The sequence below is a fragment of the Bacillus toyonensis BCT-7112 genome (assembly GCF_000496285.1).
In the GTDB taxonomy this organism is placed as follows: domain Bacteria; phylum Bacillota; class Bacilli; order Bacillales; family Bacillaceae_G; genus Bacillus_A; species Bacillus_A toyonensis.
Genome location: NC_022781.1, coordinates 4,206,705 through 4,233,332, shown reverse-complemented (window position 1 = coordinate 4,233,332; position 26,628 = coordinate 4,206,705). Strand labels below are relative to the sequence as shown.

The window sequence follows — 26,628 nt, the reverse complement described above, 5'->3', positions numbered from 1 at the left end:
TCCTTTTTATTATGAATTAGCGCATTGTCTATTTTCAGTATCGATAGACCATCCGATAATGGTGGCACAATCTCTACCTTTCCACTGCAGTACATTTGTTAATACCGGCTCAATCTGTAAGCTATTTCCGTCGTGTAATATTTCTACTAAAGATTGATCATCATCAAACCTTCGTTTATCACACTCTAAAATACCGTCCGTTGCCATTACAATGTGATTCGTACCTTTTTCTAATCCCCTCACACCTGAAGTAAAACAAGGTGTATTTGCTGCGAAAATATTTTTCCTGCCAATATATTCGTAATTCTTCCGTTTATTTAATCGTCCTTTTCCATTCTTCGTTTGCTCAGAATGGAATAAGTATGCGAAACAATCACCAACTGATAGCCAATATAAGAACTCGCCTTTTCGCAAACAAATTAAACATGCAAGTTCTTCATCATTTTGATCACATTTTTCAATAAATAACTCATCTGTGAATAAGGCTAATAAGTACATATGTGTATGATGAAAAGCTAAATGTATTGGGTATGAAAATAATTCTTTTAGTTTCTCTTTTCTTTCTGAAATTGCTTCTATTATATAATTGATATTTTTCGTTTTATGATGTGTATCAAAAATCATAACAAATTCAAATTGTAATTCAGGATCCCACCAAGCAAGCACCGCATCTCCTCTTTCATATGCATCACTTTCTTGATTTCCACCGTATACGCCGACTGAAAGAGGACCACATTTTTCAACATGTATTTCATCTACATACATCTGTTCATGACTAATCCATTTAAATGTATTCACAGCTATCATCCTCTCTCTTGCTAAATGTATACCTTTACACATAGATTACCTTATATTTCAATAAAAATAAACTTTTTCAATATTTTTTATCCAAATAAAAGGATTTTATTTCTGTATTAACGAATATATCTTATTATACGATATAAAAATAGGGGGATTTATTATTATGAAAGACATCAATCAACATTGGGAGAGTATTTATTATCACTTACGATGTGAATATGAGGACAACCTTTCCCACCAAGCAATTCGTATTTTACAAATCGTTTCCCGTGAGAAAAATATAACAATTGGAAAAGTTGCTTCTGAGCTTAGTCTCTCTCATAACACAGCATCTGAACACGTAAAGCGCCTTATTCAAAAGGATTTCCTCCTTAAAGAGAGAAATAAACAAGATGAAAGGGTCGTAAATCTTACATTAACAACCGAAGGAATGGAAGTATTAGAAAAGCATACTTTACTAGATAAAGAAAAGATAAAAATATTAGAATCACAGTTATCAAAAGAAGAACAACAATTAATTGAAAAAGCCTTTTCTTTATTAGCGAAGGAGGCAAAATATGCATTTCCTCGTTAAAGTTATCGTTTCGGCACTTATTATCGGTATCATTACTGAAGTCGCTAAACATTATAGTACGATAGACGGCTTTATCGCTGCCCTTCCTCTTGTCAGTTTACTTAGTCTATTTTGGATTTCTTTCGAAGGTGGTAACAAACAAGAATTGAGTCAATTTGCTTTAGGTGTATTATATGGATTTCCTGCATCAGCACTACTACTATTTATCGTCTATATTAGTTTAAAAAATTCATTTGCACTTAGTACATCTGTCCTACTCGGTATAGGTGCTTGGTGTATCGTTTTTGCTTGCCAAAAATTATTTCAAACTTAGGAGGAATTATTATTCATAAATTTGTAGAGATATTGGGACAAAATATAGAAGTATATATAAAAGGAAGTAGTAAACAAACTATAGTCATTCAAACTGGAATGACTTGCTCCTTTTATGATTGGCTTCCCATTATGAAAAAGCTTTCCGAGCACTTTACAGTCGTTTCATACCATCGCCCAGGTTACGGAAAAAGTGAGTTGGGAATGTATCCGCGTACTACGATACAAGTAGCAAAAGAACTACATATGTTACTAGACAAACTATATATTCATGAGCCAATCATTCTAATCGGTCATTCCTATGGAGGATTATGTGCACAACATTTTGCGATGTTACATGAAGATAGGCTACAAGCAATTCTTTTAGTTGATTCTACTTCCATGAACTTACACCGATTAGACGAACTTCATTTACCGATTTCTGATCAAACTGATTCTGATGATATGTGGCTTCAAAAATATAATACGTACTCCAAAATGGATGTCGACACACTTTATAATGAACAAAAACCTATGCTCGTCAACAAACCAAAACATTATATAGAATTCTCTACATCACCCTCATTATATAAAGCGACGGTTTCTGAACTATCCGAGTGGAAAAACTGTGCTCGTTCAATAAAAGAGCTAGATATAATATTAGAAATACCATTAATCGTTATCGGTAGAGATCCTCATTATTCTATTACTCAAATGATTGAGGGCGGCATGCCAAAAGAGGAAGCAACACAACTTGAATCGACGTGGCAAAAACTAATTCGTGAACAATTTCACCTCTCTATAAACAGTCAATATATTCTAGCTGAACATGCTAGTCACGGAATAGAAAATGATCGACCAGATATTATCATTGAAGCTATTCACTCATTACACACAAAAAAAGGAAGCAACTAAAGCTGCTTCCTTACTTATCTATTCATAATCTTCTTCATCATCAATTTCTTCATAATACGAATACCCATTGCTTACATATATAGGACCATTCGCAACATCAATACGTAGTACCCATGCCCATGGCACAGCTAAACGTTTATGTAATGCTCGCCAAAAGTTCATCGATTTTCTTTCATACTCCTGGAACTCCTGAAGTAACTCTTTATAGGAGGAACCGTCTAACTGAATATTTGCTTCTAACAAACGAGAATGGGCACAGTACTGTAACTCTAGCTCAGCAGCAATTTCCATTTCTTCTTCCGTTGCCATACCAATAATTGTTCCATCTGCTGGTGCAATTTCATATACGTTGTGAACTTCAATAAGCCCTTCTTTCTCTTTCTCAAACATGTAAACAGCCTCCTTTAACATATATTTTTTATGTTACAAAGTCATACTTCTACAATAACTTCTCTCTTTCCTCTTTTTTTGATAAACTTTTACAAAATATTTATCCGATGACCTGCTTCCTCTATTCTTTCAGCAGAAATGAAACGATTATTATCAAAAGTTAATTTGTACACGTCAGGCATTTGAATTGTTTTCCAAAACTGAAAATCATATTTCGAATCAAAATAATTCATAAGTAACACCATAATATTCCCATGAGTACCTATTACAATATTCTTCCCTTTATATTTTTCCAATATATTTTGCATGCATAATATAGCACGCTTTTGTGCTACATCATTTGATTCTCCGCCTTCATATGCAAAAGTCCAATCTTCCCACACATTCTCAATGGCATCATTAAAATCTTCTACTGGCTCTGAACTTAATAACCTTTCCCGTAAATCTTCTTCTATTTGTATCGATACATTATATGTATTCGCAATTCCTTGTACAGTTTGAATTGCTCTTTTGTACGGGCTAGAGATCACAACATCAATATGTCCATCTTTTAATAAGCGTGTTACATTTTCTGCATCACAGTGTCCCTTTTCAGATAAAGGCCGTTCACGTTCTTCTTTTGTATATGTTGAGTGGGCATGGCGAACGAAATATATTGTCGTCATTCTTCAACTTCCTTTCTTATTTTCAATCTATATTCAATGGCATAATTAGAAAATCCTGTATCATTTATAGAAAAGAGTGCTTTTTAAAAAGCACTCTTTTGTTTACATAATAAAATTATTTCATTATAATTTATTTCTAAATTCCTTACTTGTTATAAAATCTTGAATAAAATAATCTATGTTATTTCTAAGTTTTTGATATGTAACTTGATCATCTATATCGTTAAACATAATTACAACTTCCACCTTATTGCCGTTTTTATCCGTAGTATACAAACTTTTTGTCAATACGAATGCGGTAGAACCACCCTTTTGTCCAGCATATTCAAACTTACTATTTTTAACTGTTCCGTTAAAAACATTCTCAATTTCATCTTGCATTGATTTTGGAAAATAATTTCTACTATTTATTTTCCCCATTATACTCATATAATCTTTAGCGTTTGCACCCACTAATCGATCTGACCAAATTCGCTGAAATTCCATATCTACCTTTAATGGGATATCCCGTTTTTTCCATTCTTCTTCATCTTTCATCCATTCATGTATTTGTAACACATGTTTATTATACTCATCCTTTGACATGTTACGTATCGTTTCTAAAGATTGATTTTCTGGCTCATGAAGCTCTTTTTCTACATACCCTCTCATATATAGTGAAGCAGTATACGAAGAGAACTTGTCATGACTAGTAAGCTCTAACTCTTTTATACTTTCATTTACTCTTTCTATTCCAAGCTTTTCTAACAAATATGTTGTATTTGCATTCGAACTATAATGAATCATCCCTTTAGCGACTTCTTCCAAAGCGATTTGTCCATTTTTCACTAACTCTCTCGCTTTAGCATCTTCTAACCAGTTAGGATGCGCTCCACCATCAGTGTTTTTAACGTAATATTTTTCTAGCTCCTGCAATGAAATTTGTTCATCTCGACTTATTTTCCCTTCTGATACTTGCTTAGCAAATTCAACTGCTATTACGATTTTCGCCGTACTCGCCAATGGTAATTTTTTATTTGCATTTATAGAAGTTAATACTTCTCCATTTCTTTTAATAAATAATGAACATGTTTCATCGTCTTTATGTTCTTTTATGTACTTTAATACGTAATCAGGATCTTCTTTTGACAAATAGTACTTCATAATGACAAAGAAAGCTATAACAGCTACTAGAATCACTCCTGCAACAATTCCTATAATCTTAAATATGTTCACAATATACCCCCTCTAATAAAGTGAAACTATAATCAGTGGGGTTCTTCATCCCCCACTGATTATTAGTTAAACCAATCGGCGTTTACGGGCAGCCCGACTCTCACCTAACATCTTCGCTCCAGCCGAATTTTAAGGTGGGAGTTTTACTGCCCGTTAATGCCAGATACATTCCCTTCTATATAATTATTATAACAAATTTAATTACAAAATTATACAAAACAGAATAACTCTTCCTAAAAAAGAAAGAGTTACTCTATTTCACATGAAGTTATTTGTCCATTTAACGTAACGACTATATTTGAGTCGTCACTTTCTTTAACTTCTTTTAGCCGTTTGGAGTTAGGTGGACCAATTACAACCGACTCCTTAATTGGCGAAAGGTCCTTCTCTAATTTCTCTGCACTTACACCGTATGCAGCTTGAAATACTTCTGGTGGTGTTAATCTAAGTATGTCTGATCCTTCTGCTGTTTCAAACTGATCGTTATTGAAGAACAAATGTAATTGTACTTCCTCTGTTATGGCTGTGATCCAATGCCACCATCCCATTGGAATAAAGACTGTTTGCCCCGCTTTTACATGATAATTTTGCAATTGATTCGTTTCAGGATTTAAAATGGATGTAACTGCTTCTCCTGATACAACAACATCTAATTCCCATGCATTCGGATGCCAATGCGGTTCTCGCATATGTCCCTTCGTCATAAATAAATCAACAAATGCTCCTCCAATCATTGCTGGTAACTGCGTTGAAGTAACTTCATATGCAACGTTTTTCTCATCCCTTTTAAAAAAGACATTTTTTCTTGAATCAAAGAAAAGGTTTGGAGTTCCTGAGCTTTTCTTTAAATTTTTATTATCTGGAACATAACCTGACGTACTCATATCATCCCTCTTTTCCGCTCCTAACATTTTGTACTTAACGATGTATCGTATGGAAAAAATAGATGATATGTGCCTATTCAGCACATAATAAAAAAACATGCTTTCATTAGGAAAACATGTTTTGTGATAGCCTTCACATTGTTTAGTTAAATAATAACTCTTTTACTTACCATGATGTAACATTAAATCACTAAGTTCTTCTTCAATGTGATTTAATTTCGCAACGCCTTCTTTCCATTTATGAATATAACGTGAAACTCCAACGAAAAATAAAACAATAATTGTAGAAAGAATAATACCATACACGATTGCTACAGTACTCATAGTTACACTTCCTTATAATTAGTAATGTGGTTATTAGTTATATTTTTATTATAAACCTTTTTCTTTTAAAATACTTCGATTTCAACTTTTTGTAACAAAATTGATTTTTCTAATATTTCGTTCGTAAAAATGGCATATTTTTCACAAATTATACAAAACTTCACCATATGTACTATTACCATATGAGTTATATTATTAAATAGAATAAAGGGGATGATATACTATGACGACTTGGTTTATTGTACTGTTAGTTGTATTTGGGGCATTTAAAATTATCGTTTCTAGCCTTCCTAACTCTGTTATTGAATCCATTATTAGCAAGTACGAAACACATCCACAACTTGAAGAAGAGAATGTGACTGTTACTATTAATGGGAAGAGCGTAGAAGACGAAAAAAAGTCTCAAATCATTCATGATTTTAATGAAGGTTTATTTTTAGATCGCTATTATGCACCGCCTCACAATGAAGGCACTCCTTTAATTATCAATGCAAAACGTGGCAAAAAGGATTTTACATTTTATATTTATAGTCACGAGGAGCATGTTGATGTTGTAAAACAACATAAAAAGAAGGTAGTTGCTTATAGTTTACGCTCTAAAAATCTTCAAAATAGTGATATGTTCGTGTCAGCTGACTTAGCTTAATACTCATATATTAGAAAAAGGAATCCACGAAATATGGATTCCTTTTTTCTCATTTACTGAAAAATAAGCTCTGTCTTCAAACTATCTTTCGGTAACAACCATCCTTTTTTCTCTATACTCGCCATTAATAATTCTCTTTGTTTTGTCGCAATACTTTCCTCATTTGTTTTAAACGACACTTCTATTACGAAGTCATCTTCTATCTTCCCAGTATTACTTAATGGCCAAATTTCAATATTCGTTTTTATATTTTCAAATTCACCTGTATATCGTTTCATTAATACAGGACCGTAAATGTGAGAATCCCTTAACATTTCTTCTCCCCAATTCGTATACAACCATTTGTTCATTTTCCCTGGTAACTTTTCTATTAACATATTTTGAGAAGCTTGTTCATTTGGTAAATCAAGTACCCCATATCCTTTAGCACTGTAACTTTTCTTATTTGAAATACTTAACGTTTTCTTCCCAAATCCCCAATCTATTTCCGCCTCATAACTATCAGTTTTACTATCAAATCCTTCTTTTTTAGCTACTTCTAGTGCATCTTGAATTACACCATTTTGAATAGGATATCTTTTTTTATATGTTAGCTCAAAATCTTTACTAAATTCTTTCTTTCGAATTCTCGCAAACCAACCTTCGTTACTTAAACTTTTATTCGCCGTATCTAAAAATTGCACTTGTATTCTTTCATCATTTGTACCAGCTTGGAAATGTTCTAGTACCTCTTGCTTCATCTCTTTGTTATAACCTAATACTTGTTCTGGCTTTAATAATAACTTCACTTCAAAACTAGGTTTCATTGGACTAGCAGCAAACCCTTCCATCACGTTATAAAGGAAACAACAAAAGAAAATGCTTACGAATACAAATACTTTTTTCATATACCTATCCCCTTTACATTTTAAATGACTTCTATACGTTCCATTGCAAGTGAATATATATTTTCATATCCTGCTGTACTTAGCTTTTGTTGTAATCGATCCGTATCCTCTTTATGAGCGTGCACTAACAAAGTATGTTCCGGTAATAATATATTTAACATTGCCTTAACATCACCCATACTTTGATGAACTTTATACGGAACTCGATTCACCCTACATGTATTCCTTACATGCTCTTTCATAACTTTTTCTGCAAAACTCTCTTTCGCAATATGTCCTGTAAAAATAATGGAATTCCGTTCTTCATGCCGAAGTTGTTCATAGTATAACTGTGCGCGTTTCGTTTGCATATTCGCATCACTCATTACAACTATTCCGTAACTATTTTGTATACTAATGTCATGATCCATAACGATTATGTTTCTTTTTAAACTCTCCATAACCCATCGAAGTTCTTCATTATTTTTTATCCAATCTTTATATAGGAACATCTCTTCAAATCCAGCCAAAATTTCTTTATCTACTATAAGCGGAAATTCTTTATATCGTTCATATAAATACAATACTATATCTTGCGCCCTACCAAGTTGCGGCAGCGGTAGTAATGCTACTCCTTTATTTTTCATAACTCGTTCAATTTCTGCACATAGATCGTCTAATCTTTCATTTTGCGAAACATCATCAGTGTGGTAAGCGGCATCTACAATTGCAATTTTTATATTGCTTCGCAACTTCTCAGGTAAATTAGCTCGTAGTATATTAGATTCTGCGGAATAATCACCAGAATAAAATACGTATGTATTACACATATCCACTAAAAACCAAACCGCTCCTAATACATGCCCACTATACCCCCATTGAAACCGCAATGTAGGAGTAATCTGTATCCATTCATTTGGATTACTAATCTCATCAATACATACATAGTTTAAATCTTTTACATTTTGATCGTTATAAGGTACATTCCACCCTTGCGAAAGATTGTAGTTTCTCCATTTTTCAAAATAAGCCGGAAGTTGTTCCTTTGTATAACGAGTTGTCCAAATTTTTTTCTTATATCCATACTTCGCTAATAAAGGTAAACCCATCGTATGATCTTCATGAATATGCGATAAAAATACCGCCTCTAAAAATGGAACGACTTCTCTTTCTATTTTTGGATAACTATCTTCATACGATCGATTAATGCCACAATCAAATACGATTTTTGTCTCTTTATTTTTTACAAAATAGCAGGAACGACCGTACTCTCCTGCTCCTCCCCATACTTCTACCCTCATCATGCGACCCCTTTTCTTTTTTGCTCCATATGTTGCAGAAGTAATAAGCATAGTGTTGTAAGTCCAACAGAAACAACTGCCATCGCCATTCCTATAGATACTTCCCCCTGTTCAAATTGAGCAAAAATAAACGTTGCTGACGTTTCTACTGATGGAGGTAATACGAGAAGCGATGCTACTAACTCTCGTATTGAAATCGTAAATGTCATCGCCCATCCAGCAAGAATACCAGGAATAATAAGAGGCAATATTATTTTCCTAAAAATATAAATATAATTCCCGGAAAAAATACTTCCTGCCTGCACAAGAGAGTCATCAATTTGTCCGAGCGATGATTTTACATACTGCACTGTATAAGGTAAAAAAAGAACAACATACGTTACGATAACCATAACAGGTGTATTGTAAATGGACATAGGCATATATGGTGAATTCCAAAATAAAATAAGACCTACAACCATCACTATTCCTGGTACCATATTCGGTAACATACCGCACATATCAAGCCATTTTTCAGAAGACTTCTTCCCCTTTCGAATCATAAGTGCTAAAAAGACTCCAATCATTACAGCAACAACCGCTGTTACGAGCGAAAAAAGAAAACTGTTCCATAAAGCTTCTAATCCTGGAGAACCCATTGTAAACAATGCTTCATAATGACTTATTGTAAAGTTATTTACATGTAATCCACCGCCTCTTAATTTCGACAATGAAGCAATTAGTATAGAAAAGTATGGGATACCAATTGATACGATTAGCAAACTAATCACATAAACCCATGCTACAACGCGCGCAAATATAGACAAAGTATACCTTTTAGATTTCACACCTTTTCCACTAACCATTGCATATGAATACTTTCGATTCAATACATTTTGCATATACCAAATGAGCATACATGCACTAAGTAATAAAGAAGATAATGCTGTTGCACTACTAAAATCAATCGGCCAACTCGAAATAAATTTATGGATTTCTGATGTTAACACGTGGAATCCTATTCTACGCCCAAATGTAGCTGGTGTTCCAAATTCAGCAATCGTCTTTACGAAAATGAGTAAAGCACCCATGACATAGCTTGATACTAATAACGGCAATATTATTTTTCGTAAACGATAGAAAAAGCTCCCACCATGAACTGCTGCCGCTTCTTCTTTACTACTCCCAATCTGAAGTAACGTGTTTTTCAACATGAAATAAAGGAATGGGAATAAATGCAGACTCATAATTAAGACCATACCTCCTAAACTAAAAAACGATGATGAAATCGTCTTTAGCATCGGAAAAAATTGTTCAAAATAGCCCTTAGGTTGCATGAACAAAATCCATCCCATCGATCCGATATAAGGCGGGGTCATAAATGGAATCATAAAAACAATATCTAACTTACTATACTTTCCTACATCTGTTTTACTCATAATGAACGCCAATGGAAATGCAAATATTGTAGCTCCTATTACAACGAGTACACCTAGCAGCATCGAATTCAGAAAAATCCCAGCTAATCCGCCACTCTGCATGACTTCAAAAGGCTTTAAAAAATTCCAACTGCTATTTTCATATACACTAGAAAATAAAATGAGAAAAAGCGGAATGACGATTAACATCGCCACAAGTAACAACGCTACTGTCATTCCAACTTGTCTTACTGACACGAATCGATTTACCATGTAATCACCATCTTATTGAAATACTTTCTTAAATTGTTTTCCTATTGCATCTTGTTCTTTCTCAACTGTTTTCCAGTCAATATGTAATACTGGAATCTCTTCTACATTCGGTCTATTTTCAGCTTTTATATCTTTTCTACCTGGCAATAAATACGCTTTAGAAACTTGTTTTTGTACATCATCTGATAATAAATAATCAATAAACTCTTTTGCACCTTCTACATTTTTACTACCCTTCATAATGCCTGCTGCACGTGGACTAATAACTGTTCCGCTTTTTGGATATACGATATCAACCGGTTCACCCTTAGCTTTTGCACTGTACGTCATATAATCAACACCCGCAATTACCATATCTTTCGCACCTGTTACAACTGGGTCTAACGCTTCTTGGTTTGCCCCCGCTACTGTACCTTCATTTTTCTTAAGTTGTTCAAATAATTTCCATCCATCTTGTCCATTCTTTTTCACATATCCTGTTACAAAATCTAAAGCTGAACCTGAAAGTGCTGGATCTGGAAGATTCACTTTTCCTTTCCATTCTCCTTTCGTTATATCGCTCCAATCTTCAGGTGCTGTTTTCACATTTTTTGTGTTGTACACAATTCCTAATGCGGAAGCACTATATCCGAAATAATGTCCTTTATCATCTGACCATTCAGAACGTAGCTTATCAGCTTGTTTCGCTTCTTTATAAGGTAACGTTTGACCATCTTTCTTTAGTCCTTCCATCGCTGGTAAAGAAGCGAGTACGACAACGTCAACGACTGGATTTTTCTTTTCAGCTTCCATTCTCGCTAAAATCTTACCTGTTGTTCCTTGAAACATTTCCACTTTTATACCGGTTTTCTTTTCAAAGTCCTTTTGAATTTTTTCTGCTAATCCTTTCGGTCCTGCACTATATACAACAATTTTCTTTTCATTAGAATTTTTATTTTTTGCATCTGCACTACCTGTCTTTGAACTACAACCTGTTACTACAGCTGAAAATAGTAAAGTACATACAAATAAAGACTTAAGCGAACTGAATTTCTTCATACGACTCTCCCCCTATATGATGAATACATTTTTTTGGTACATATAACGATACCGGTTTACCGACGCTTAGCTTACTATTGTGATAAGCTGTCCATACACCGAGTGTCCCCATGTTTACTTTCACTTCATAACGTTCTCCTACATATGTAACGTGCTGAATTTCACCTGTATACGTATCGCACACTTCATTTTTTGCCCAGTTCACGTGCTCTGGACGAACCATTTGTTTATTCTCTACAAGCCAATTTGCCTTACCAACAAACTTTGCAACAAATTCATGAGACGGCTTCACATAAATATCTTCTGGCGTTCCTTTTTGTAATACTTCTCCTTGTTTCATGACAATAATTTGATCTGACATTGACATAGCTTCCGTTTGATCATGCGTTACATACAATGCCGTTAAGCCAATAGAATGAACGATATCCATAAGCTCTAAGCGCATTTCTTCACGCAAAATTGCATCGAGTGCACTAAGCGGTTCATCAAACAAAATAAAATGAGGTTTTGTTACAATTGCTCTAGCAAATGCAACACGTTGCTGCTGTCCACCAGAAAGTTCGTGTGGATATCTTTTCTCCATACCTTGTAAACGAACTCGTTTTATCGCATCTTCTACCTTTTCTCGTAAATGATTCGTTTGCTTTGTAGCCCTTAATCCAAATGCAACATTTTCAAACACAGTCATATGCGGCCATAAAGCAAAATCTTGAAATACCATACCGATATTCCGTTCATGAGGAGATGTTTTTATTTTTTTCGCACCAGAATACATACACTTATCTCCAAAATATATTTCACCTTTATCCGGCTCTTCAAGCCCTGCAATCATTCTAAGTAAAGTCGTTTTTCCGCATCCAGAAGGTCCTAAAAGTGTGGTAAATTCCCCTTGTTTCATGACAATTTGCAGTGGTTTTAACGCCTGTGTTTGTCCAAATGTCTTTTCTAATCCGTGAATTTTAATATCCATTGTTTCACCTCTCTCCCCTCATTCTTAACCTGCTTTCATTCTATATGGAGGATTTATACTGAATGTTAATGTACTGTAAAGATTAAATTAAAAAACTTCTAATAAACTATTTATTTCTATAGATTTTTTCTATAGTTAAAATAAAAAAGGCGGGCAATTCATAATGAATATCTTAAAATTAGAAATTGTAGTGCTTATTAAGAAATACAAAAAGCTTACGATTGTTGCAGAAAAACTTGGCGTGAAACAACCTACTATTACATTTCATATAAAAAGCTTAGAAGAGGAACTCGGTGTGTCTTTATTTGAATTACGTTCCGGAAGGTATTTCTTAACAGAGGCTGGCGAGGCATTGCATCATTATGCTTGTAAAATAGATGCACTTATGAAAGAAGCTAGGCGGGTCACACAAGAGTTTAAAGATTTTCATAAAGGTGCTATAACAATCGGTGCTAGTTATGTACCAGCGACTTATCTTTTACCAGAAGTTGTTCACCAATTTCAATGCGAATTTCCTAATATAAAAATAACACTCATGGTAAAACCAGCTCCTGAAATTCGAATCATGCTACAAAATCATGAAATTGATCTCGGAGTAATTTCTGCTGCACCATTTGATGAACCACTTTTAAAACAAACGAATGTAATGCCTGATACACTTGTTCTCGCTTTTTCCAAAGAACATCATTTTGCTAAAAAGACAAATGTATCATTACAAGATATCGAAAAAGAACGTATATTATTGCATCGTAATCCATCTACAACGAGAGATTTACTTACACAATGGACACTAGCACATAACATCACATTCCAATCTGAAATTGAACTAGATTCATTAGAAACGATGAAACAAATTTTAAAATACGGGAATGGCGTCGCTTTTATTTCTAAACTTGCTATTGAACAAGAAATACAGCGAAATGAGCTATGCTATATACCAATTCCAAGATTTGAATTTCAGCGTAACATTTATACGATTCATCATGAGGACAGATGGAATTCTAAAATCATTTCTTTTTTACTACATAGCATCCTTTCTTTCGCAGCCAAAAATTAAAAGGCTGTCGTTATACACGACAGCCTCTTAAACTAAAACTCTATTTATTTTTCTTCGCCTCAATTTTTGCTTGTGCCTCTTCAGCCTTATCTAATGCTTCTGAAACTTTTTTCTCTTTTTCTTTCACTTCATCTATACTATCGACAGCTTTAATAAGTTTATCGATTCCTTCTTCTTCTACTTTTCTCCGCTTTGCCACTCTTTCATTTACTTTCTCTTCCACATCTTTTGCTTTTTGAAGCATATTCTCTGCATTTGATTTTACAGATTTTTCAAGTTCATCATCTTTTTTCTTTTGTAACACTTCATTTGCAATATCTTTCGCTTCTAAATACTTACCGTCTTTTAATGCTGTTGCTCCGTGATCCATTATCTCGGCAATTTCTTTATATGATTTCGCTTCATTTCCTGATTTCTCTTTTTCTGCTTTTTCGAACCACATTGTTGCATCACTATATTTTTCATCTTTCAATGATTGCATACCTGTTTCAATATACGTGTCATAATTGCTACATCCAGCCATTACAACTAACAGAAAAAGCATAACAAAACTTATTTTTTTCATGATGTTTTCTCCTTTTCTTTGTCTGCTCACTTTACTGTAACATACATGAAAAAGAGTTTCAAAAACTAAAATACTAATTTGGTCATTTTTTATCATTAAGTCAAATTTTCTTTTAGGCTGACACATCCACTTGCTTTTTTGCTACATGCTTCTTCACTCCAACTAAAACAACTAACAATAATCCTCCGCCTATTGTCATCATAACAATGCTAGTCGGTAACATATCTAATAATAATCCATATACAATCATACCAAGCGGTGCAATGGCAGTAGCAATTGTTTCAAGCAAACCGAAAACGCGGCCTAAATAACTTGGATCTGTCGTCTTTTGCAAATGTACTTGCATCGGGATATTTACAGCCATCATTGATATACCCGTTAAAATCATAAAAGCAATATAGTACATAAAACTTACTACTTTCGGAATGGTAACTAACAATGGGAAGACTGTACATAAACTTAAACCCGCAAATAAAAACAGCCCAATATAAACAGAGCGAAACGGATTATTCACTTCTTTACGTACTGATAATGCAATCGCACCAATTAGCATCCCGACTGCTAACATTCCCTCTACAACACCGAGTTGCTTCGAGGATAAATGCAGGTTTTGAATAATAATAAATGGTAGTGAAACGAACAGTGCACTTGCAAAAAAGTTTACCCATAGCCCTATTTTCATTAAACCATATATTTCATGCTGTCTTTTTATATATGAAAAACCTTCTTTTATACTCATCAAGAAATGCTCTTTACTTTCAACCATTTCTTTTTTATATAAATCAAATACGATAAATAATTGTACAATTACCGCTAAAAAGAATGTAATACTATTTAACAGAAAGAACGACTTAATTGAAAAGAAACCAAATACAACTCCGCCAATAATTGGTGCTAAAATATTCGATAATGATGCTGCAGTCTGGTTCAAAGCACTCGCTTTTTGAATACGCTCCTCATCTACTAAATTAGGAATAGACGAAGTTAATGCTACAGAATAAAAACTTGCACAAATTGATAATAATGCCGCTGATACATAAATAAACAGTAGTGATGGCCCAAAAGTAGTTGCAAGAATAAACATAATAAGCATCGTTAAACTACTTAATAAATCTGTGCCAATGACAAGCCATTTTCGATTGACGCGGTCAGCTACAGCACCTGCAATTGGGCCACAGATCATTCTTGGTATTGATCCGCAAATAAGAGTAGTTGCAAACCCCATTCCTGAACCAGTTGTCTTTAATACGTATAACCCCATTGCAAACGTATAAATACCCGCCCCTAACAAGGACGTCATTTTTCCAATCATCATTAAAATAATATTTCTCGTTGCAATCTTCATTTTCCAATCATGTTGACCTATACTTACATCCCCCATTATGACACTCTCCCCTTAAAAGTTAAATTGTGTTAAACTTATTATATAATCAACTTTCCAATTTTTACAATAAAAAGTTTAATTGTGTTTAACTTTTAAATTATAAAGGAGCATATAATGGCTACTCTCGGTGCAAAAATTAAAACGTTACGAAAAGAAAAAAAGCTTACTCAAACTGATTTAGCAGGTTCAGAACTGACAAAAAGTATGCTAAGCCAAATTGAAAACGGAAAAGCTACACCTTCCATGAAAACATTACAATATATTGCTGAAAAACTTGGATGCGAAACGAGTTTTTTACTAGAAGATGATGATGTGGAAACGATAGAACTCATTCAACAAATGGAACAACTAATAAAAGCAAATAAGTACGATGAAGTATATGAGATCTTACTACCTATCGTTCAAAAAGAGCTACCTCCTACTTTGAATACCGCTCGTTTATATAAACAATTTGTAACAGCTGCGGCTAAAATGAAAGATTACAATATTGAACATTACGTGGAAAAGGCTACTTCTATTTTTGAAAAATATACGTTATACCGGGAAAGTACGGAAACAAAATTAAAATTATCCTTTACGATATTCACACGTAAAAAGTATGCTGAATGTTTACAACTCATTGCTAGCATCCGAAATGACTATGAAGAGAAACATTTAGAAATGGATCTCATTATACATATCGAGTTATATTTATATGAGGCGATTATTTTTCTTGCATATGGTAATTACGAACAATGTGAAAGTGTCATTTTAGATGCACTTGCATTTTCAAAAAAACATCAAGTGTATTATAAAACAGATGAATTTTACCGTATTTTATCTTACCAAAAAGTCCTAACGGCTGATAAAGAACAATATTTACATTACATAAAAAAATCAGAGCAATTTGCCATTTTTACAGAAGATACTTTATCTGCAGCGGTTATTAATCTTTTAAAAGCTTACTACTACAACACAATTACTCATGAATATACTATTGCATTAGAACATGTAGAACAATTTCGAGAAAAACTAAAAGATGAGCGAATTTTTCAAGATGATGGATCGTATTATCTTGAAAAAGGAAAAGCTTTGTATGGTTTAAAACAATACGAAGAAGCTTTAAAAACATTACAACGTGCTATCATACCAGATTATATAAACCATCCACTTGATCACGCACGGCTTACAACAGCTGGGGCATATCGTGCTCTTTGTTATGTCAAACTTAATGATAAAAAAAGAGCTCTTGAAGAAGTAACAGAAGCATATGAAATCGTACAGTCCTATCCTGATTCCATCTTCACTTCATTTATTAAAGAAACATTACAAATAATACAAAAACTTTAAGAATGTCTCGAAATGGTATATTATTCCTCTTTTTTAGCAAAGATAATAATGATGGGAGGAATATAAATGAATATTCAACGTGCAAAAGAGCTTTCTGTGTCAGCGGAACATGCCAATGTCAGTTTTCAAGGCATGCCTGTTATGATTCAACACGTCGACGAAAGCAACGAAACCGCCCGCATATATGAAGTAAAAAATCCAGGTCGCGAATTAACTGTTCCAGTTAATAGCTTAGAGGAAATATAAGAAACGCCACTTCAATTTTTTGAAGTGGCGTTTTTCTTTCTTTAGATTATTTATTATAAATTTCTTCTATCTTCTATTTTACATGGGATGAAAAAATTAGAATTTTCTACTTCTTTTCTTTTTGTGACCTGCTAAAATACAAACTATGGATGAATTATTCGTACTATACATTAAGGAGGAAAGACAATGAAATCTGATTTAGAAAAAAACAAACCTTATTATGCAGTTATATTCACTTCTAATTTATCAAATGATACAACAGATTATAGTACCGTTGCCGAAACAATGGAGGAACTTGCGAAACAGCAACCTGGATTTTTAGGTGTAGAAAGTGCACGAGATAATTCGGGCCTCGGCATTACAATCTCTTATTGGGAATCACTTGAAGCAATTGAAAATTGGAAAAAGAACGCCTTACATAAAGAAGCGAAAAAAAGAGGCCGTGAGCAATGGTATGAAAACTTCCACTTGCGTATTTGCCTTGTAGAGAAAGAATACAAGTTTCAAAGAGAAATTTTGTAATGATGAAGAAAAAATTAGCTCTCGTTGTTTCACATGAAATATATGGTGTAAATGATCATATGCATCATGTAATTGACCACTTCACTTCATCTCAAATAGATGTATTCTGCCCGAATCTTCTAAAATTACAACAGGCATTTCATTATAATAATGAAGAAAAAGCATACCAATATTTTATGAACCACATTGGATTTGATGGTGGAAAAAAGCAAATTGAGGAACTCATTCATAGCCTTTCCAATCGTTACGCACATATTGGACTTATCGGCTTTAGCGTTGGAGCTACCATCTCATGGCTATGTAGTAACAATCCAAAACTAGATTTTATTATTGGATGTTACGGCTCTCGTATACGTGATTATGTTCACATGAAGCCTGCATGCGCTACATTACTCATTTTTCCTGAAAAAGAAATTAGTTTTTCAGTATCCTCCTTAACGAAAACATTACAGCAACAAGATAATCCTTTATTAGAAATAAAACAACTACAAGGTGAGCATGGATTTTTAAATCCATACACTGAAAAATATAACGAACACTCTACAAAACAAGTATACAATTTAATAGATTCATTTCTTATGAATGCACTCTTATAAAGGAGGTTCTAATGCCCCTTACATTACTCTTACTTATTTTCATAATCATTGCCTTTATATCAGCGCTAACTCTCATTTTTATAACAGTTAAAAATGAGAAATTTTTAAAACGTCCCTATTCACAATCCATTATCGTTTGTATTTTATTTTTGACAAATTTGGTACTATATGTAACAACTTTTTATTCGTTACTCCCCAAGAAAATGAGTGAGTTCATATTTTTACCCATTTGGTTTTTCCTTTGCATTTTAGGATTTATCGTCTTCTGGCGCGAATGGAGAAATAATCGTGTGTTCTCGATATGTATCGGTTTTCTTTCTTTTATTAGTTTTCTATTCGGAGTGTTGTTGTTAGTTCTTTCAGGAATGTAAAAGAAAAGGAAGAAAAGCACGACATCAACTTTTCTTCCTTCTATCTTTACCTTTAGACTTCACTGTCACTGATTCACAAGGTGTATAATAAATTTGAGGTGTCGCCTTATCAACAAACATCATAAACGTAATAAAGCCGATAATAAAGAAAATAAACAACGTTAACAATATTGCTCCTATCGTTAAAAGTATCATAACACCACCCCTATATATTTCTTATTATTACACCTTTCGCTATTATATAAGCCGAATCCTTTCTAGAAAAAGAAACGTAACAAAATAATCACAATCACTCCAGTTAATACGGTTCCTAATAGACTACGAGTATAGATTGCGACAAGAAATGTTGGAATTGCGGCGATAAGATAATCCCACTGCATCGTCTCATGCATAAATAATACTTGTGCTAAAAGTGCTGCTAATATCGCAATTGGTATGTAATTTAACCATTTTAAACCCCAGTCTGGAATTTGTATTTTACTAAATACGAGAAGAGGCAAAATACGCGGAACGAGTGTGACAGCTCCTGCCGCTAGTAATAGTAATAATACATCTAATCTCATTTCCATTTTTCAATCAGCACTCCAATCGTCGCAGCTAGTAATGTTGCAATAATAACTGCTATACTATCTGGCATAAATAAGTGTGAAACGTATGCGATAATAATCGCTACAATTGCTACACTGAGATGAATTGCTAGTTTCGGTTTACTACTTATTAGCTGAAGTACAAATAATCCGATAAACATCGCTGGTAATGCATAATCCATCCCGTACGTATGAGGGTCTGGTATCCACTCACCAAAAAGCCCCCCGATAACTGTAGCAAGAATCCAATTTAAATACGCTGTTACATTAAGGCCCATCATCCATTTCTCGCCTAAATATCCTTTTTGCGCTGCTTGTTGCACTGCAACGCCGAAAGTTTCATCTGTAATTTGCGAACCAATTATTACATTTTTAAAAAGAGGTATCTTCGTGAAGTAAGGCGCAAGTGCCGCACTCATTAATAAGTGACGTAAATTAACAAAGAACACGGTAAAAATAATTGCTGAAGCTGGGGCACCTGCTGCATACATCCCCGCTAATATAAACTGAGCAGAACCTGCGTAAATTAACGTGGACATAAAGGCGATTTCTATGACCGAAAAACCTGCTGTTTTCGCAATAACACCAGCTGCTATACCAATGCTCAAATATCCAAATACAGTTGGTAAACAATCCTTTACACCTTGCTGAAATGAATCATCGCTCTGCAGTGTCATATGTGCTTGAGCTTTATTCACCATTATCTCCCTCCATTTCTTCCATCGTGCGTTTGCCTGTTACGACATGAACTAAATCTATGTTTTCACGCCATAATGTATCTAATTTATCAGCTCCAAACTCCTTCGTAATCTCTTCCACCATAATATCGTGCCGAACATACTCTGTAGCGACGAGTACTAAAGCTGGATCATACGTTGTCACCGCCCATGAAGTGCTATCATTTGAAAAGTTAGCAATTAATACTTCTTCCCCATCACGCGCGATAACAGTTAAATGACCTCCCATTCTCTTTTCAACGACGTGAGGTGTCATATAATTATGATGAAATGTCGCTCCTATTTTTGTTTCTGGAGCACCAAATAAAATGGAAAAAATATGTACGCCTTCCTCTTCCTTTTGATGAATGAACGGCTCAATCTCGTGCACTTGATCTTCCCATACTGAAATCCATAGCTCTTCTTTTGCTCTATTAATTATATTGCATATTTCTTTCAAAACACGATCATTTGAGCGAATATGCGAAATTACATCAATTTGCCGCTCTTGTTCTAAACAATTTAATTTCTGGTCTAAAAATGCAAAGGACTTTTCAAAGTCTTTTCGCATTCGATCCATTAATTCCGTAGCTGACACTGGTACATATTTCACTGGTTCAGAAGGAACGATATGCACCGCTCCTTTATCCATCAACTTGCCAAGTACTTCATAAATCATCGAACGAGGTACCCCTGTTTGTTTACTCACTTCGTATCCTGTTACTGGGGAATGTTTTAATAATCCAATGTACGCTTTGCATTCATATTGGGAAAAACCTAGCTTTTGTAACTCTTTTATTATTTCATCCATCGGTAACCCCTCACAATCTACATAGCTCTCATTTGAAAACGATGCATTCATTTTATATTAGTAGTTATTACTATACCTACTAATATAAAAAAAGAAGACCTATAAAGTCAATTGATAATTCTGAAATTTTAACAAAAAAGAAAAAGCCTTCTTATGAAAGGCATTTTCTACATAGTATTCTACTTATTTTAACAGCAAAGTATTTAATGAAGTCCCCTCTAAATGTTCACGCAAAGTTGAACCTGTATATTCTTCCCTAAATATACCCGCCTTCACAAATAACGGAATAACTTCACTAAAGAATAGATCCAATGATTTCTGAGGCCCACCTGGAATTGCAATAAATCCATCTAGTGCTCCTGCTTCAAATCTTTCCATAATTTGCTGGAATACATCTTGTGGTGTACCAATCGCAACCCAATGAGCAGAACAAACAACTTCTGGTCGTTCTAGTATTTGTTCAACAGTTGGTTCATTTTTAATGATGAAATTCCGTAATAATTCGGCATGTGTTTTACTACGTACAGTTTGCTCTCTACTTGGCAACATATCTTCCTTTATCTTACTTTCTAGTAAAATTCCTCTAGCATCTAATCCGAGTACCATTTCAAGTAAAGCCAATCTCTTCTCCATTGTGAGATGTTGATGAGCTTGCCTATGCATCTCTAGCGCTTCTTCATATGTATCACCGATAAAGAAATACAATCCAGGTAATACCCGTACATCATCTTGCTTTCGGCCATGCTTTTCTGCTCTTCTTCTTAAATTTTGACGAAGTTCGATTCCTGATTCTATATCTGGCATCGCGGCGAAAATCGCATCCGCAACAGAAGCAGCGAAATTCCGGCCAGCCTCTGAAGCACCCGCTTGAAATAATGGCATTTCTCCTGAAATATGCTGCGGAATATTAAGTGGCCCTTTCACCTCAAAGTATTCACCACTGTGCTCAATAGGCTTTACCATCTCTCTAATGACTTCAGTGTTATCTACTTTCAAAACTTCATAAGGATGGCTTCTCCAAAGTTTCCTTACTAACTCTGTACATTCTGCAGCTTTCGCATATCGTTCCTCAGATGGCGGCATCCCTGTCTCACCAAAGTTTTCTGCACCATCAATGGATGTGACAATATTCCAACCTACTCGGCCATTACTAATCCAATTTAAAGATTGTAATTGCCTCGCAAGTATGTATGGTGGATAAAACGATGTGGAGGCAGTCGTAACCACTCCAATTTTTTCTGTTGCATACGCAATAGCAGTAAATAATAATGTCGGATCTAACATTACATTCCCCTTATTACGAGCGATTAAATCCGGGTGCGCCACTAAATAATCTGCTTTAAAAACAAAATCTAACTTAGCCTCTTCTGCCTGTAGTGCCAACTCTACTTGTTCATCTATCCCTGAATTAAACATACTCTCTTGTTCTTTCTTTCTAGAAATTAAACATAATCCAATGCAAAGTTTCTTTTTAGTAGACATAAATACACCTTCCCCTTCGTTTTTAATTCACCTAGTTAAACAATTGATACGACCATCACAACTTCCATTCTTATTAAACAACATAAAATGATAATGATTATCATTTTATGTTGTAACTGTAATAAAAGCAACCAAAAAAAGACTCCCCTTAACGGGAAGTCTCCTTTATCTCAATATTTCATTCGCTTCTTTTTCATAAATTTTATCAAATGAAGTCATAATACGCTGAGATGCTTGAATCATTTTTTGACTCGACATAAGATCTGCCATCTCTTTCGTCATATCTACATTTGAATTTTCTAGCATATGATTTTTTACTATTCCTGTTCCATTCGGTAAATTAGCAATATTTCCTTCTGCTAGTGTAAAGCTTTTGTTTTCACGCTGCACGAGACGAGCATTTGTTTCTGCATCTACTGTTTTTGTTTGCAACTGTGCAATTACGATTCTCTTAATATCTGGTTTTTGCAAAGTTCCCTCGTTAATTTCTCTATAAATTTCTCCATTATTAGATACGAAGAAATTCACATTTTCAGGAATACGAATACGTTCATTATTTACATCCATAACATATGCACCAGACGATGTTTGCAAATAACGATCACTATTTAATGTGAAGCTTCCATCTCTCGTTAAAAACGTTTCATCATTTTTAGATGTAACGAAAAATGATGATGTGCCTGCCGCACCGTCATCTAAAAAGAAATCTGTAGCACTATTTGTAATTTGTACATTTCCTTGTACTAAGTTCACATGCGTCGCAGCTGGTACTACAGCGTAATCGACCGAACCGATATTTGTCATAGCCCCATCTCCGCGGCGATATGTGTCTTGTACATCAAATACTTTAGAAGTCATATTTTCTGCTTTAAATCCTGTCGTTTGGGCATTTGCAACGTTATTCGAATGAACATTAATACGCTGCATGTAATTCATCATTCCCATAGAACCTATATAAAGACCGTTCATATTCCTTTGAATAAGGCAACCGCCTTATTCTTCACCTCTTTTCTTACGATGTTTGTAACATTTGTTTCGCTAAATGTTCAGCTGTAGCGATATGTATATGTTGCTTTACGTCTTGTCCGTCTGTCATTAATACAATTGGAGCTGATGAAACTGCTGGAATTTTCAACAATTCGCCACTACTTGCTGTTTCATCAAATTTCGTAAACACGATACCATCTATATGAATATCTTTAAAGTTCGTAATAATTTCAATCATATCTTTACTTTTCATAGAAGCTGATAACGTTAAACAAATATAATCTGGTTCTACTTGTCCCATCGTTTCAATCATTTCTTCTACTGTATCTGACGTACGATAATTTTTTCCGGCTGTATCAATTAAAATATAATCGACGCGTGCTTCTTCTTTAAAATACGTAAGTGCTCTTGTCATTGCCGCTTCATCACGCACAGCGATTACTTCTGATCCAATTGTCTTTACGTAATCTTGCAGTTGCTGTACTGTCCCAATGCGAGAGTGATCCGTCGTAATAAAGCCAACCGTTTTTTTCTTACCGTGAAATTGCCATGCCATTTTCGCAAGCGTCGTCGTTTTCCCAACGCCAGTTGGACCGATTAATGCAATTGTTTGTACTTCTTTTTCAAATACATTTTCAGTGTTGAAGTGAGATCTCATATCTTCTAATATATACCCGATTACTTCCTCTTCTGTAATCATCGTTGCATTTTCAAACTTCACTTTTAACTTTTCAGCATATGCATGAATGAAATATTGTTCTACATCGTTTTGTTCTAGCATCCGAATTACTTTTTGAATAATAAACGGTACAGATTCTTGATTTTCTTTCTTTGCAACTACTTCTTTTTTCTTCGCCGGAACGACTTGTTTCACAACTTTTTGCTTTTTCGTTACTTTCGTTTCTTCCGTCTGTTTCACCACGACGATTCCTTTTTCAAACAGCTTTAATAGTTTCTCTTTTTTTCTTGCCCATTCTTCACTATTTCCTGTTTGCATTGCCGCGTATGACATAGAAGTCGTTACGTTTTCTAAATTGTGCAGTACTGATTGAATTCCATTCGCCTTCACAATTTGTTCTGAAGGATCATTCACAACATCCATTAATTGTTCATGAAATTGTGCTGTTCCTTCATTCACTTCTTCCTGTTTATCCTCTGGAAAAGCAACTAACATTTCATAATCCTTTTTCCAAAAAAACGGGATATTTCGTTTTACACTTTCATCGACAACGTAATAATAATCTGTACCATATTGGTCAAATAACTTTCGATACAATTCATTTTTCGAAGCTGCTTTTATTCGCATTAACGCTTCTTTCTTTTCTGTACTTTCCATTACTTCACCCCCTACTATTCAATATAGGCAATTTGATCTACAACAATTTCTGGTGCTAATTCGCTAATACACAGTACTTGTGCTTCCACTTGATAACGTTCTAGCAGTCTTACAATCGCAAATCTGAAATCTTTTCTACGCGTTAATAACACTGGCTCTCTTCCCATTAAACGGGCTTGTTTAAAGACGCGCTGTACTTGCTCAATGACACGTGTTTCTAAATCTAAATCCCAGTTTAATAAGTAACCTTGATAGGAATTGTTCACAACATCCGCATCTAGCTCTATTGAATCAGAGAAAAGCGCCGCATAAATTTTCCCGTCCGGATTTTTCGCATTTTCACAAATAACTTTTGAAATACATTCACGGACGAATGCCGTTACACCATCAACATGATTTTGATACACTTCTTTTCCGTCAATAATACCTTCAATAATCGTTGGTAAATCACGGATTGAAATACCTTCTTTTAGAAGTTGTTTAATAACATTTTGAACGAGTGATAAATCGATTTCTTTCTTCTTAATCTCTTCTAATAAAACGCCATTATCATTTTCAAGCGAGTTAATTAAGTCTTTCACATGTTGACGCTGAATTAACTCATGAAGATTACGTCTAACGACAACATCTAAATGTGTAATTAATATACTAAGTGGCTCTAACACTTGATAGCCTTTCATTTGCGCATCTTGCACCATATGCTCTAAGATCCAATATCCATCTTCACCGAAGATTGGATCTTTCGCTGGTTCTGCATCTAGATCAGCCATTACGTTCGGTGTTTTTAGTGCTAATAAATAACCTGATTTTAAAACACCTTCAGCCGCCTTCGCACCTTTAATACGAATAATGTAACGACCACGTGGTCTAAAACTCGTATTATCTTTAAAGTTAATGCCAGGAACGTTAATACCAAGGTCAGTAATAATCGATTTCCTCATAAGAACAACTTTATCACGAGCTGTTTCCCCATTAATTTTCTGCTTTACAAGTGCCGCTAAATCTAAACCGAGTTCTACAATAATCGGATATTTATCTGTAAAGACTCCAAATGAATCTTCCACTTGTTGTAATTGCTCATCCTCGCCTTGAATCATTTCTAATTCTTTTTGGAGCTCGTCTTCTTTCTCTTTCTTTATTCGCTTTTTATTGCGAATTCCTAAGAAGATAATTGTTCCACCAACGAGAGCAAACGGTAGGAATGGTAGCGGAGTAAAAATACCCATTGCGATAAACAAACCACCGAGCGCATATACAACAACTTCATGCGCTAATAACTCTTTAAAGATTCCTTCTGTTACCGTATCCGGTGAACCATCAAATACACGCGTTACGATAATACCTGTTGAAATCGCAAGCATTAACGAACCGATTTGGTTTACGATTCCGTCACCGACAGTTAACTGTGTATAATGAAGAGCCGCATCTGCAAAGCTCATTCCTTGCTGCATCATTCCGACAATTAAACCGAAGATGATATTTACGAATAAAATGACAATCCCGAAAATAACGTCCCCTTTAATGAACTTCCCGGCACCATCCATCGCCCCGTAAAACTCTGTTTCCATATTTAATTTTTTTCGTTTTGCTTGTGCATCTTTTTCTGAAATAATACGCTGGTTTAAATCCGCATCGATAGACATTTGTTTCCCTGGTAAAGAATCAAGTGTAAAACGAGCTGCTACTTCAGCTGTACGAGATGCACCGTTTGCAACGATAAACTGGAAAATGATTAAAACGATAAAAATAACGATACCAATTAATAAGTTTCCGCCAATTACGAACTGACCGAACTCTTCAATAACATGACCCGCATTTCCGTCTGTTAAAATCGCTCGCGTCGTCGAAACGTTAATCGATACGCGGAAAATCCCGATTAATAACAACATCGTCGGAAATGACTTTAATTCATCCCACTCGTTAATACTTGTCGCTCGCATATAAATAAGTACTGACATACTTAGTAGAAAAACGATAACGATATCAAGTACAAATGGTGGAAGTGGAATTAGGAGCGCCACAACGAATGACGCTGCTAAAAAGATAGAAAAATAGGTTCTTGCAGAATCCATCTTAAACAAAGAGATCC

At 34.6% G+C, this 26,628-nt stretch carries 32 protein-coding genes; 10 read left to right on the top strand and 22 right to left on the bottom strand.

The window, feature by feature from the left end:
* Positions 1-9: 9 nt before the first annotated feature.
* Complete coding sequence (locus tag BTOYO_RS21750; protein WP_002043012.1) at positions 10-840, bottom strand: PP2C family serine/threonine-protein phosphatase; 831 nt, start codon at positions 838-840, stop codon at positions 10-12.
* Between the two features lie 124 nt (positions 841-964).
* On the opposite strand from BTOYO_RS21750, the gene BTOYO_RS21745 reads away from it, so the two are divergent.
* From BTOYO_RS21745 to BTOYO_RS21735, 3 genes are read left to right on the top strand one after another with little or no spacing between them, the layout of a single operon-like run.
* Positions 965-1,375, top strand: a complete 411-nt coding sequence (locus BTOYO_RS21745) for a MarR family winged helix-turn-helix transcriptional regulator (protein ID WP_000651923.1) — start codon at positions 965-967, stop codon at positions 1,373-1,375.
* Positions 1,359-1,688 (top strand): DUF3147 family protein, encoded by a 330-nt coding sequence (locus BTOYO_RS21740; RefSeq protein ID WP_000545614.1) that lies wholly within the window; start codon positions 1,359-1,361, stop codon positions 1,686-1,688. The genes BTOYO_RS21745 and BTOYO_RS21740 overlap by 17 nt, the downstream gene beginning before the upstream one ends.
* The gene (locus BTOYO_RS21735; protein WP_002093795.1) at positions 1,649-2,581 is read left to right on the top strand and encodes an alpha/beta fold hydrolase; all 933 of its coding nucleotides are present in this window, start codon (positions 1,649-1,651) and stop codon (positions 2,579-2,581) included. Before BTOYO_RS21740 ends, BTOYO_RS21735 begins: the two co-directional genes overlap by 40 nt.
* A gap of 18 nt (positions 2,582-2,599) precedes the next feature.
* Here the strand turns inward: BTOYO_RS21735 and BTOYO_RS21730 are convergent, their stop codons facing one another.
* From BTOYO_RS21730 to BTOYO_RS26900, 6 genes are all read right to left on the bottom strand, one after another.
* A complete protein-coding gene (locus BTOYO_RS21730) occupies positions 2,600-2,971 on the bottom strand; it encodes a hypothetical protein (protein ID WP_000461765.1) in 372 nt (123 codons plus the stop codon).
* Between the two features lie 89 nt (positions 2,972-3,060).
* A complete protein-coding gene (locus BTOYO_RS21725; RefSeq protein ID WP_000208274.1) occupies positions 3,061-3,636 on the bottom strand; it encodes a histidine phosphatase family protein in 576 nt (191 codons plus the stop codon).
* A 123-nt stretch (positions 3,637-3,759) separates the two neighbouring features.
* Positions 3,760-4,851 (bottom strand): serine hydrolase, encoded by a 1,092-nt coding sequence (locus BTOYO_RS21720; RefSeq protein WP_001019994.1) that lies wholly within the window; start codon positions 4,849-4,851, stop codon positions 3,760-3,762.
* A gap of 248 nt (positions 4,852-5,099) precedes the next feature.
* A complete protein-coding gene (locus BTOYO_RS21715) occupies positions 5,100-5,735 on the bottom strand; it encodes a cupin domain-containing protein (protein WP_000107763.1) in 636 nt (211 codons plus the stop codon).
* A 162-nt stretch (positions 5,736-5,897) separates the two neighbouring features.
* Positions 5,898-6,059 carry a hypothetical protein gene (locus BTOYO_RS21710; RefSeq protein WP_000108701.1) on the bottom strand — a complete coding sequence of 54 codons (162 nt, stop codon included), beginning with the start codon at positions 6,057-6,059 and terminating at the stop codon, positions 5,898-5,900.
* Positions 6,060-6,124: 65 nt separating this feature from the next.
* Entirely contained in the window at positions 6,125-6,241 is a 117-nt protein-coding gene (locus BTOYO_RS26900; protein WP_002011946.1) for a hypothetical protein, read from the bottom strand.
* 41 nt (positions 6,242-6,282) lie between these two features.
* Here BTOYO_RS26900 and BTOYO_RS21705 point away from each other — a divergent pair, with 41 nt between their 5' ends.
* A complete protein-coding gene (locus BTOYO_RS21705; protein WP_000214566.1) occupies positions 6,283-6,705 on the top strand; it encodes a YfmQ family protein in 423 nt (140 codons plus the stop codon).
* Positions 6,706-6,758: 53 nt separating this feature from the next.
* On the opposite strand, the gene BTOYO_RS21700 is transcribed toward BTOYO_RS21705, so the two are convergent.
* From BTOYO_RS21700 to BTOYO_RS21680, 5 genes are read right to left on the bottom strand one after another with little or no spacing between them, the layout of a single operon-like run.
* Positions 6,759-7,592 carry a hypothetical protein gene (locus BTOYO_RS21700; protein WP_000755332.1) on the bottom strand — a complete coding sequence of 278 codons (834 nt, stop codon included), beginning with the start codon at positions 7,590-7,592 and terminating at the stop codon, positions 6,759-6,761.
* Between the two features lie 20 nt (positions 7,593-7,612).
* Positions 7,613-8,875: an MBL fold metallo-hydrolase gene (locus tag BTOYO_RS21695; protein ID WP_033657314.1), complete on the bottom strand. Its 1,263-nt coding sequence runs from the start codon at positions 8,873-8,875 to the stop codon at positions 7,613-7,615.
* Entirely contained in the window at positions 8,872-10,542 is a 1,671-nt protein-coding gene (locus BTOYO_RS21690; protein ID WP_000248157.1) for an ABC transporter permease, read from the bottom strand. The genes BTOYO_RS21695 and BTOYO_RS21690 overlap by 4 nt, the downstream gene beginning before the upstream one ends.
* Before the next feature lie 12 nt (positions 10,543-10,554).
* Positions 10,555-11,580 (bottom strand): ABC transporter substrate-binding protein, encoded by a 1,026-nt coding sequence (locus BTOYO_RS21685; RefSeq protein WP_000714709.1) that lies wholly within the window; start codon positions 11,578-11,580, stop codon positions 10,555-10,557.
* A complete protein-coding gene (locus tag BTOYO_RS21680) occupies positions 11,558-12,550 on the bottom strand; it encodes an ABC transporter ATP-binding protein (RefSeq protein WP_000351785.1) in 993 nt (330 codons plus the stop codon). Before BTOYO_RS21680 ends, BTOYO_RS21685 begins: the two co-directional genes overlap by 23 nt.
* A gap of 163 nt (positions 12,551-12,713) precedes the next feature.
* On the opposite strand from BTOYO_RS21680, the gene BTOYO_RS21675 reads away from it, so the two are divergent.
* Positions 12,714-13,607, top strand: a complete 894-nt coding sequence (locus BTOYO_RS21675; protein ID WP_001023487.1) for a LysR family transcriptional regulator — start codon at positions 12,714-12,716, stop codon at positions 13,605-13,607.
* A 40-nt stretch (positions 13,608-13,647) separates the two neighbouring features.
* Here the strand turns inward: BTOYO_RS21675 and BTOYO_RS21670 are convergent, their stop codons facing one another.
* Together BTOYO_RS21670 and BTOYO_RS21665 are read right to left on the bottom strand one after the other, a co-directional pair.
* On the bottom strand, positions 13,648-14,172 hold the full coding sequence (locus tag BTOYO_RS21670; RefSeq protein ID WP_000723951.1) for a COG3014 family protein: 525 nt from the start codon (positions 14,170-14,172) through the stop codon (positions 13,648-13,650).
* Between the two features lie 112 nt (positions 14,173-14,284).
* Positions 14,285-15,553 (bottom strand): MFS transporter, encoded by a 1,269-nt coding sequence (locus tag BTOYO_RS21665; protein ID WP_000503120.1) that lies wholly within the window; start codon positions 15,551-15,553, stop codon positions 14,285-14,287.
* Positions 15,554-15,670: 117 nt separating this feature from the next.
* Between BTOYO_RS21665 and BTOYO_RS21660 the strand changes: the two genes are divergently transcribed.
* From BTOYO_RS21660 to BTOYO_RS21640, 5 genes are all read left to right on the top strand, one after another.
* Entirely contained in the window at positions 15,671-16,885 is a 1,215-nt protein-coding gene (locus BTOYO_RS21660; protein WP_000212333.1) for a helix-turn-helix domain-containing protein, read from the top strand.
* Between the two features lie 66 nt (positions 16,886-16,951).
* Complete coding sequence (locus BTOYO_RS21655) at positions 16,952-17,131, top strand: H-type small acid-soluble spore protein (protein WP_001025738.1); 180 nt, start codon at positions 16,952-16,954, stop codon at positions 17,129-17,131.
* Positions 17,132-17,317: 186 nt separating this feature from the next.
* Positions 17,318-17,653, top strand: coding sequence for an antibiotic biosynthesis monooxygenase family protein (locus BTOYO_RS21650; RefSeq protein WP_000834000.1), 336 nt, complete (start codon positions 17,318-17,320; stop codon positions 17,651-17,653).
* 2 nt (positions 17,654-17,655) lie between these two features.
* Positions 17,656-18,249 (top strand): dienelactone hydrolase family protein, encoded by a 594-nt coding sequence (locus tag BTOYO_RS21645; protein WP_033657381.1) that lies wholly within the window; start codon positions 17,656-17,658, stop codon positions 18,247-18,249.
* 11 nt (positions 18,250-18,260) lie between these two features.
* Positions 18,261-18,620: a hypothetical protein gene (locus tag BTOYO_RS21640; RefSeq protein WP_001131597.1), complete on the top strand. Its 360-nt coding sequence runs from the start codon at positions 18,261-18,263 to the stop codon at positions 18,618-18,620.
* Positions 18,621-18,644: 24 nt separating this feature from the next.
* On the opposite strand, the gene BTOYO_RS21635 is transcribed toward BTOYO_RS21640, so the two are convergent.
* The 8 genes from BTOYO_RS21635 to flhA form a co-directional block, all read right to left on the bottom strand.
* Complete coding sequence (locus BTOYO_RS21635; protein WP_000602233.1) at positions 18,645-18,815, bottom strand: DUF3951 domain-containing protein; 171 nt, start codon at positions 18,813-18,815, stop codon at positions 18,645-18,647.
* A 62-nt stretch (positions 18,816-18,877) separates the two neighbouring features.
* Positions 18,878-19,189 carry an AzlD domain-containing protein gene (locus tag BTOYO_RS21630; RefSeq protein ID WP_000425939.1) on the bottom strand — a complete coding sequence of 104 codons (312 nt, stop codon included), beginning with the start codon at positions 19,187-19,189 and terminating at the stop codon, positions 18,878-18,880.
* Complete coding sequence (locus BTOYO_RS21625) at positions 19,180-19,908, bottom strand: AzlC family ABC transporter permease (protein WP_000247290.1); 729 nt, start codon at positions 19,906-19,908, stop codon at positions 19,180-19,182. Before BTOYO_RS21625 ends, BTOYO_RS21630 begins: the two co-directional genes overlap by 10 nt.
* On the bottom strand, positions 19,898-20,734 hold the full coding sequence (locus tag BTOYO_RS21620) for a TrmB family transcriptional regulator (protein WP_023441209.1): 837 nt from the start codon (positions 20,732-20,734) through the stop codon (positions 19,898-19,900). The genes BTOYO_RS21625 and BTOYO_RS21620 overlap by 11 nt, the downstream gene beginning before the upstream one ends.
* 183 nt (positions 20,735-20,917) lie before the next feature.
* Positions 20,918-22,216, bottom strand: a complete 1,299-nt coding sequence (locus tag BTOYO_RS21615) for an NtaA/DmoA family FMN-dependent monooxygenase (protein ID WP_000104860.1) — start codon at positions 22,214-22,216, stop codon at positions 20,918-20,920.
* A gap of 165 nt (positions 22,217-22,381) precedes the next feature.
* Complete coding sequence (locus BTOYO_RS21610; protein WP_001013924.1) at positions 22,382-23,185, bottom strand: flagellar basal-body rod protein FlgG; 804 nt, start codon at positions 23,183-23,185, stop codon at positions 22,382-22,384.
* 43 nt (positions 23,186-23,228) lie between these two features.
* A complete protein-coding gene (flhF, locus tag BTOYO_RS21605; RefSeq protein WP_000446160.1) occupies positions 23,229-24,539 on the bottom strand; it encodes a flagellar biosynthesis GTPase FlhF in 1,311 nt (436 codons plus the stop codon).
* 14 nt (positions 24,540-24,553) lie between these two features.
* A complete protein-coding gene (gene flhA / locus BTOYO_RS21600; protein ID WP_000475628.1) occupies positions 24,554-26,620 on the bottom strand; it encodes a flagellar biosynthesis protein FlhA in 2,067 nt (688 codons plus the stop codon).
* Positions 26,621-26,628: the final 8 nt, after the last annotated feature.

What these genes read in the sequence shown, in the direction of transcription:
- BTOYO_RS21750 (WP_002043012.1), bottom strand. Translation starts at nt 840, where the DNA reads ATGTGTAAAGGTATACATTTAGCAAGAGAGAGGATGATAGCTGTGAAT.
- BTOYO_RS21745 (WP_000651923.1), top strand. Translation starts at nt 965, where the DNA reads ATGAAAGACATCAATCAACATTGGGAGAGTATTTATTATCACTTACGA.
- BTOYO_RS21740 (WP_000545614.1), top strand. Translation starts at nt 1,359, where the DNA reads ATGCATTTCCTCGTTAAAGTTATCGTTTCGGCACTTATTATCGGTATC.
- BTOYO_RS21730 (WP_000461765.1), bottom strand. Translation starts at nt 2,971, where the DNA reads ATGTTTGAGAAAGAGAAAGAAGGGCTTATTGAAGTTCACAACGTATAT.
- BTOYO_RS21725 (WP_000208274.1), bottom strand. Translation starts at nt 3,636, where the DNA reads ATGACGACAATATATTTCGTTCGCCATGCCCACTCAACATATACAAAA.
- BTOYO_RS21715 (WP_000107763.1), bottom strand. Translation starts at nt 5,735, where the DNA reads ATGAGTACGTCAGGTTATGTTCCAGATAATAAAAATTTAAAGAAAAGC.
- BTOYO_RS21710 (WP_000108701.1), bottom strand. Translation starts at nt 6,059, where the DNA reads ATGAGTACTGTAGCAATCGTGTATGGTATTATTCTTTCTACAATTATT.
- BTOYO_RS26900 (WP_002011946.1), bottom strand. Translation starts at nt 6,241, where the DNA reads ATGGTAATAGTACATATGGTGAAGTTTTGTATAATTTGTGAAAAATAT.
- BTOYO_RS21705 (WP_000214566.1), top strand. Translation starts at nt 6,283, where the DNA reads ATGACGACTTGGTTTATTGTACTGTTAGTTGTATTTGGGGCATTTAAA.
- BTOYO_RS21700 (WP_000755332.1), bottom strand. Translation starts at nt 7,592, where the DNA reads ATGAAAAAAGTATTTGTATTCGTAAGCATTTTCTTTTGTTGTTTCCTT.
- BTOYO_RS21695 (WP_033657314.1), bottom strand. Translation starts at nt 8,875, where the DNA reads ATGATGAGGGTAGAAGTATGGGGAGGAGCAGGAGAGTACGGTCGTTCC.
- BTOYO_RS21690 (WP_000248157.1), bottom strand. Translation starts at nt 10,542, where the DNA reads ATGGTAAATCGATTCGTGTCAGTAAGACAAGTTGGAATGACAGTAGCG.
- BTOYO_RS21685 (WP_000714709.1), bottom strand. Translation starts at nt 11,580, where the DNA reads ATGAAGAAATTCAGTTCGCTTAAGTCTTTATTTGTATGTACTTTACTA.
- BTOYO_RS21680 (WP_000351785.1), bottom strand. Translation starts at nt 12,550, where the DNA reads ATGGATATTAAAATTCACGGATTAGAAAAGACATTTGGACAAACACAG.
- BTOYO_RS21675 (WP_001023487.1), top strand. Translation starts at nt 12,714, where the DNA reads ATGAATATCTTAAAATTAGAAATTGTAGTGCTTATTAAGAAATACAAA.
- BTOYO_RS21670 (WP_000723951.1), bottom strand. Translation starts at nt 14,172, where the DNA reads ATGAAAAAAATAAGTTTTGTTATGCTTTTTCTGTTAGTTGTAATGGCT.
- BTOYO_RS21665 (WP_000503120.1), bottom strand. Translation starts at nt 15,553, where the DNA reads ATGGGGGATGTAAGTATAGGTCAACATGATTGGAAAATGAAGATTGCA.
- BTOYO_RS21660 (WP_000212333.1), top strand. Translation starts at nt 15,671, where the DNA reads ATGGCTACTCTCGGTGCAAAAATTAAAACGTTACGAAAAGAAAAAAAG.
- BTOYO_RS21655 (WP_001025738.1), top strand. Translation starts at nt 16,952, where the DNA reads ATGAATATTCAACGTGCAAAAGAGCTTTCTGTGTCAGCGGAACATGCC.
- BTOYO_RS21650 (WP_000834000.1), top strand. Translation starts at nt 17,318, where the DNA reads ATGAAATCTGATTTAGAAAAAAACAAACCTTATTATGCAGTTATATTC.
- BTOYO_RS21645 (WP_033657381.1), top strand. Translation starts at nt 17,656, where the DNA reads ATGAAGAAAAAATTAGCTCTCGTTGTTTCACATGAAATATATGGTGTA.
- BTOYO_RS21640 (WP_001131597.1), top strand. Translation starts at nt 18,261, where the DNA reads ATGCCCCTTACATTACTCTTACTTATTTTCATAATCATTGCCTTTATA.
- BTOYO_RS21635 (WP_000602233.1), bottom strand. Translation starts at nt 18,815, where the DNA reads ATGATACTTTTAACGATAGGAGCAATATTGTTAACGTTGTTTATTTTC.
- BTOYO_RS21630 (WP_000425939.1), bottom strand. Translation starts at nt 19,189, where the DNA reads ATGGAAATGAGATTAGATGTATTATTACTATTACTAGCGGCAGGAGCT.
- BTOYO_RS21625 (WP_000247290.1), bottom strand. Translation starts at nt 19,908, where the DNA reads ATGGTGAATAAAGCTCAAGCACATATGACACTGCAGAGCGATGATTCA.
- BTOYO_RS21620 (WP_023441209.1), bottom strand. Translation starts at nt 20,734, where the DNA reads ATGGATGAAATAATAAAAGAGTTACAAAAGCTAGGTTTTTCCCAATAT.
- BTOYO_RS21615 (WP_000104860.1), bottom strand. Translation starts at nt 22,216, where the DNA reads ATGTCTACTAAAAAGAAACTTTGCATTGGATTATGTTTAATTTCTAGA.
- BTOYO_RS21610 (WP_001013924.1), bottom strand. Translation starts at nt 23,185, where the DNA reads ATGAACGGTCTTTATATAGGTTCTATGGGAATGATGAATTACATGCAG.
- flhF (WP_000446160.1), bottom strand. Translation starts at nt 24,539, where the DNA reads ATGGAAAGTACAGAAAAGAAAGAAGCGTTAATGCGAATAAAAGCAGCT.